Below are 6,349 nucleotides of genomic sequence, written 5' to 3' on the forward strand. Positions count from 1 at the left end.
ACAATAGTGCTTGCGCTTGTTTTAGATACGGAGTATCCGTATCGAGCTTCGATAACTGAATGCTCAAGCACTCGCTTAGATGACGCGCCCCGACCCCAAGTGGCTCGCAGGATTGAATCATACGTAGGACTGCCATTACCTCATCATGCTCGACGCGCTCATCCCACTGATAAAAGCTTGCCATGGTATCAAAGCTTTGTAATAACTCATCGATATCAATGCGTATAAAACCCATTTCATCCATAGAGTCCATCAAATACTCAGCGATAAGGGTGTCAGTTACTGAGAGGCGTTTAAAGTTTAGCTGCCAGCGTACATGGTCTTGAATCTTGGCATTGGTGCTGCCTTGATAGCTATCAATATCATCAAAATCTTGGCGTGCTGCTGTGCTTCCTGTACCAGCACTGGCGGTATTAAAATCATCATAATCTACAATATCATTAAAGCTATCTAACGTATCACTGTCGATAGCATCTGTATCAAAACTGTCCTGCTGCAGTTTGTCTAAGCTATCAATAATAACACTATCGCTCATACTGTCATCATACTCAAACCCATCCTCATTACTTGATGAAGAAGATGCAGTAACTGTGTCAGAATCCGTATGCTGGTTCCAATTGTCTAGGTTTAATGATGTACCAAACTCATCAAATGTCCCTTTATCCTCATTGCCAAACTCATCTTCGTCATCCTCAACACGTTCGAGCAAGGGATTGCTGTCCAATTTTGCTTGAACCTCTTGCGCAAGCTCAAGACTAGAGAGCTGCAGCAATTTGATGGCTTGCTGCATTTGCGGGGTGAGTTTTTGTGAGGTGCTTAACGTGGCCGCCAATCCGAACGACATACTCATGGGCAGTTTATTACACTCCAATCATGGTGATATTGTTTATGTTATGCTGATGATGACAGTAACAGGACCTGACGATAGCATTTTTTGCGGCAATTTTGCTATGATAATTTATCCCCTAGACAGATAAGTGATTGATAAACCCTTATGATTTGTTATCTAGTTGCTTTTACAGATCTTTTATATAATGATTTCTAAATGGAAAAAATAAATTCCTATAAATGTGCACCTGCTCACATTTACATAAAATAATTCGCAAAATAAAGAGCGGATCAGCAGCTAATAGCGATAATTTAGAAACACTTTATAAGACATCTATCAAACTGACAATAATGAGAACATTGCTATGAGTAACCCTAACAATAATAAAACGCTAACCGTTGCTGCCATTCAAATGAACAGCCAACAAAATATTGAAGATAATTTAGCAGATATAAAAGTCGCTATTATCGACGCTCGTGCACAAGGTGCACAGCTGGTAGTGCTACCGGAGAACTGCTGTAGCATGGGGCGACAGTTTGCCACTGCAGAGCGCTTTGATGCGCTGTCAGCGACGATAGCCGACTATGCGCGTACTTATGGTATCTACGTGCTTGCAGGCTCATTACCTTGCCCTTATCGTCCTGATGGCAGTATCGTGCCTGACGGCAGACTGCGCCAAGTAAGCCTGCTGTTTGCGCCTGATGGTACGCAAGTAGCGCGCTACGATAAGATTCATTTATTTACCGCGACCGTCGCAGACAAGCAAGGCAGTTATAATGAAGCGGCGACCTTTGAGCCCGGTACACAGACAGTGGTTACAACACTCGAAGCAAATGATGACATTTATCAGCTCGGTATGATGGTGTGCTTTGACTTACGCTTCCCAGCATTGGCAAAGCGGTTACGGCAAGCAGGCGCGGAACTATTAAGCGCACCTGCTGCCTTTACCTATCTGACCGGACAAGCGCACTGGTCACTTTTATTACAGGCACGTGCTTTAGACAGCCAATGTATGGTAATAGGTGCAGCTCAAGGAGGCGACCACCTTTATAAAGATAGTCATACGAGGCAGACATGGGGGCATGCGGCTATCACTACTTATGATGGAAACGTCATTAACAGCTACGCGGATAGTTCATTGAACAACTCTATCAATAAAAATAATAAAAATTATGCTTTGGTCTTGGCAAGCTTAGATAAACAGGCACAAATCCAAGGACGGCAAAAAATGCCTATCTTTGACTGCCATCGTTTGGCTTAAATTTATTTTTGATAAACGAAACTTTTAAAGTTAAGTCTTTGAATCGCTATCTTTGATTGCATGAGTCGCACGAGGATGGGCGCGATCATAGACTTGGGTCAATTTAGCAAAATCAACATGAGTATAAATCTGCGTGGTGCTGATATCGCTATGCCCAAGCATTTCTTGCACGGCACGTAGGTCGCCACTGCCTGAGAGCATGTGTGACGCAAAACAATGACGCAGTAAATGCGGATACATATTTTGCGCGATACCCGCACGCGTAGCCGCAACTTTGAGACGCTGTTGCACTGCCCGTGTTGATAAGCGTGTGCCTAATTTTTCACTGATAAACAAAGCACTATCCATCTGTTCTACCCACAGATTACGATGTGGCAAATAACGATGAATCGCCTCTGCGGCTTTGATACCTAATGGCACCAAACGCGTTTTATTACCTTTACCTGTCACGCGCACACGCAGATCAGCCAAGTCGACATCTGCCATATCGAGCGCCACCAGCTCGCCCACACGTAGTCCACTACTGTAAAGCAATTCAAACATCGCTTTATCACGTAACCACAAGCGCGCCTGCTCTGGAGTATCAGGAATCTCTTGGTCAAGCAATTGAGTCAATAAATCTATATCGGCAATAGACGGCAACGGTCTAGGGCTGCGCTTCAACTGATAGCCAGTGGTTGGATTGATACGTGCCTGCCCCTCTTCTATCAGCCATCCATAAAAATGGCGGATAGCCGATAGCTCTTGCTGGACGCTAGCAAGCGCGAGCTTGTCTTCATCAAGTCGTTGACTGATATGCTGGGCTAATTGGCGCTTATCACAGCGCGTCCACGTCAGACATTTACCGCGTAAAAACAACGCCAATTGGTTTAGCCCTGCAAAATAAGCCACCAGTGTATGTTCGGAGTGATTACGTACCGACAGCGTATTGAGCCAACGATGTACCGGCGCCAACAGTTCACGTAGCGCGCTATCAGCTTCGATGGTTTTTGCCCATTCTGCCGATAGCCATGCTTTTGACTCAGAATCTGAGGTAGGCTCTGTCGTCTGACGGTTTTTACTGAACATAGCCCTCTTAGAGATGACCATAGCATTCACCTAACGGTCGATATTCGCCGCTTATCATTGTCCATTAAGCTGTTCTATTAACTCTCTGGATTGGGCTTGATACCCGCTTGTGCCATTAAACCATCGGGACTAAAGACACCTTCATAGACGAAAGCCGTTGGACCAGTCATCATCACTGAATAGCCAGGTTGCCATTTGATAATCATGCTGCCGCCATAAAGCTGTGCGCGTACGTCTTCGCCTTCATCGAGCCAACCCTCACGGATACCGACAGCTACTGCTGCACAGGCGCCTGTACCACAAGCTTGGGTCTCACCGACACCGCGCTCATAGACACGCAGACGAATATGACGCTGATTCATCACTTGCATAAATCCGACATTGACGCGCTCTGGAAACGCCGGATGTGATTCTATGGCTTTGCCCAAAGTTTCAACGTCGGCATCAAGCACGTTATCAACTTTAATAACAGCATGCGGATTGCCCATATTGGCGACATACAGCTGCACCGGTGTGCCATTAACATCCAGATGATAAGCGTTTTGAATTTTGGTCGTGGCTCTTGGGGTAAATGGAATCTCACTTGGCTCAAACTTGGGCTTACCCATATCAACTTCTACCCAACCGTAGCGGTCGGTGGTCAGTGAAATAATACCGCTCGCGGTCTCAACACGGAGACGCTGTTTAAATGATAGCTTACGCGCTTGTACGAAACGGGCAAAACAGCGGGCGCCGTTGCCGCATTGCTCAACTTCTGTACCATCAGTATTAAAAATGCGATAACTAAAATCCACATCAGGTCGCATAGGCGGCTCAACAACAAGCAACTGATCAAACCCTATGCCCAAATGACGATCACCCAATAACTGTACTAAATCCTTGGTCAAATCCAAACGCTGCGTCACCAAATCGATGACCATAAAATCATTGCCCAGACCATGCATCTTTGTAAATTCTATTAGCATATCCCTAATACCTTATCCTATTTTTATGTATGGCTTATATTAGCACGCTGTCAGATACAATCATAATTATCACCGCTATCAAACACTAAGTTAACTTTATATATTTAAACTGCTATCTTTCATTAAAGCTTGCCATAAAAAACCCACTATCATCACGATAATGGGTTGGCTTTTTGAGGTTCGTTATATTGCTTAGTAGTTAACTTTGCCATAACACTTCGTCGGCATATAACGCTTCAATACTTTCGCGTTTGCGAATCAGTTGATGACGATCATCCGCTACCATGACCTCACTAGCGCGCCCGCGCGAGTTGTAGTTACTACTCATGGTAAAGCCATACGCGCCCGCACCCGTTATCGCTAAAGTATCGCCTATTGCTAATGACAATAAACGGTCTTTTGCTAAAAAGTCACCTGTTTCACAAATAGCACCAACGATATCCCACGGCTGCGTACCGTCAGTATCGAGACCATTTTTAGGTAAGATACTTGGAATCACTGCCATTTCAGCTTGATATAAAGCGGGGCGAATCAAGTCATTCATTGCCGCATCGACAATGGCAAAGTTCTTGTGCTCAGTCGGTTTGAGTACGTCAACCTTAGTCAATAGCACACCGGCATTGGCCACGATGCTGCGACCCGGCTCAAAGAATACTGTTAAGCCAAGCTCAGTCAATTTTGGCAATAATGCTTGGGCAAATTCATCGATAGATACTGGCGTCTCATCAATATAACGTACACCAAGACCACCGCCCAAATCAATATGACGCAGCGCAATACCTTTATTACGTAGGATATGTATCAACTCAATCACTTTGTCTAATGCCGCAACGAATGGTTCTACTTCAGTCAACTGCGAACCAATATGACAATCGATACCGACGATATCGATATGAGATAATTGCGCCGCTTGCTCATACACAGCAACCGCGTCTTCATGAGTGATGCCGAACTTATTGTCTTTTAAACCTGTTGAGATATACGGATGAGTCTTAGCATCGACATTGGGATTGACCCGTAATGAGATTGGCGCTGACTTATCTAGTGCCTTTGCGACGTCATTGATTAAGGTCAGCTCGCTAATCGATTCAACATTAAAGCAGCCAATACCTTGCGTAAGGGCATATTTAATGTCCCCATAAGTCTTGCCAACGCCTGAGAACACCACGCGTGTAGCCTCGCCACCTGATGCTAGTACTCGCATCAACTCACCACGTGAGACGATATCAAACCCTGCTCCTGCTTGCGCCAACACGCCAAGTACGGCAAGGTTGGAGTTTGCCTTAACAGCATAACAAATTTGATGGTTTAAACTGGCAAAGCTATCGGTATAGGCTTTATAAACGTCTAAAATCGCCTGCTTTGAGTAAACATAACACGGCGTACCGTAGTGTTTAACTATTTCATCAATACTGACTTGCTCCATATGTAACGCGTCATTTTGATAATGTAGCGCAGGCAAGTGGGCAGTTAAGGCTTCAGGATTGATGTACAGCCCTTGCTCAGTTTGGGTAGTGACTGACTGACTCATATAAGCATCTCTAATATAATCAAGGCATTAAGGTAAATAGCATGTCGGATACGCTAAAAAATGCTTTAGCGTTTATATGTTAATAAGCAATAATCAACCATTAGTAATCGTTAGGATCACTGCTAGGTTCAGGCAGCTGAAAATCATCTGTATCTTGCTCGTTATTTTGCTGATTGCCGTCAATCTTAGCAAAAGCGGCATCTTGGGGATTACTACCGCTATCCAATATAGCAGTGCTATCTCGTACTGCTTTACCAGAGTCCACAAGATACAAGTCGCCTTTTTGTCCGCAACCTGTTAATAACGCCGCTGACGCTATCGCGATAGAGGTACCAAGCATTACGTTATAAATACCATGGCGAGTGGTGCTTCCCACTGCCTGAGAGTGCTCGGTTTTTGAGGTGCATCGTGTCATAAACATAGAATAGATAACCTGTAATCTTGCAACGGTGTGGACGCAATAAAACTAACTATCAGCGAAAACAACTAAGGCTGCAATAGGGAAAATAGGACGATTTTTTAATCATAGCATTATTCGATAAAGCTGTGCGCCTACGACCTCTGTTTGAACTATAAATTTATGCAAATAAATGACTGAGTTTATAGTTAAATGAGTGTTACAGATAGCTCATACAGAATTGATAAAGCGTTACCTTATAAGCCCAGAAAAATTTACTTACAATTTTTATAGAGTA

At 44.2% G+C, this 6,349-nt stretch carries 5 protein-coding genes and 1 pseudogene; 1 reads left to right on the forward strand and 5 read right to left on the reverse strand.

Annotation, left to right across the window (positions count from 1 at the left end):
• A pseudogene (locus tag VLN09_RS06430) lies at window positions 1-850 on the reverse strand (RNA polymerase factor sigma-54); the annotation flags it as partial.
• Window positions 851-1,193: 343 nt separating this feature from the next.
• Between VLN09_RS06430 and VLN09_RS06435 the strand changes: the two are divergent.
• Complete coding sequence (locus tag VLN09_RS06435; RefSeq protein WP_325244793.1) at window positions 1,194-2,090, forward strand: nitrilase-related carbon-nitrogen hydrolase; 897 nt, start codon at window positions 1,194-1,196, stop codon at window positions 2,088-2,090.
• Window positions 2,091-2,120: 30 nt separating this feature from the next.
• On the opposite strand, the gene VLN09_RS06440 is transcribed toward VLN09_RS06435, so the two are convergent.
• The 4 genes from VLN09_RS06440 to lptM all read right to left on the reverse strand — a co-directional run bounded on the left by VLN09_RS06440 (window position 2,121) and on the right by lptM (window position 6,075).
• Entirely contained in the window at window positions 2,121-3,158 is a 1,038-nt protein-coding gene (locus VLN09_RS06440) for a tyrosine recombinase XerC (RefSeq protein ID WP_325244795.1), read from the reverse strand.
• 77 nt (window positions 3,159-3,235) lie between these two features.
• Complete coding sequence (dapF, locus tag VLN09_RS06445; RefSeq protein ID WP_325244797.1) at window positions 3,236-4,123, reverse strand: diaminopimelate epimerase; 888 nt, start codon at window positions 4,121-4,123, stop codon at window positions 3,236-3,238.
• Between the two features lie 199 nt (window positions 4,124-4,322).
• Window positions 4,323-5,654, reverse strand: a complete 1,332-nt coding sequence (lysA, locus tag VLN09_RS06450) for a diaminopimelate decarboxylase (protein ID WP_325244799.1) — start codon at window positions 5,652-5,654, stop codon at window positions 4,323-4,325.
• A gap of 100 nt (window positions 5,655-5,754) precedes the next feature.
• Window positions 5,755-6,075, reverse strand: coding sequence for an LPS translocon maturation chaperone LptM (gene lptM / locus VLN09_RS06455; protein WP_325244801.1), 321 nt, complete (start codon window positions 6,073-6,075; stop codon window positions 5,755-5,757).
• Between the last annotated feature and the right edge of the window lie 274 nt (window positions 6,076-6,349).

Origin of the sequence: Psychrobacter sp., from assembly GCF_035469765.1 — a bacterium.
Classification (GTDB): Bacteria; Pseudomonadota; Gammaproteobacteria; order Pseudomonadales; family Moraxellaceae; genus Psychrobacter.

Coding starts and splice junctions, on each gene's coding strand:
- VLN09_RS06435 (WP_325244793.1), top strand. CDS start 1,194: ATGAGTAACCCTAACAATAATAAAACGCTAACCGTTGCTGCCATTCAA.
- VLN09_RS06440 (WP_325244795.1), bottom strand. CDS start 3,158: ATGTTCAGTAAAAACCGTCAGACGACAGAGCCTACCTCAGATTCTGAG.
- dapF (WP_325244797.1), bottom strand. CDS start 4,123: ATGCTAATAGAATTTACAAAGATGCATGGTCTGGGCAATGATTTTATG.
- lysA (WP_325244799.1), bottom strand. CDS start 5,654: ATGAGTCAGTCAGTCACTACCCAAACTGAGCAAGGGCTGTACATCAAT.
- lptM (WP_325244801.1), bottom strand. CDS start 6,075: ATGTTTATGACACGATGCACCTCAAAAACCGAGCACTCTCAGGCAGTG.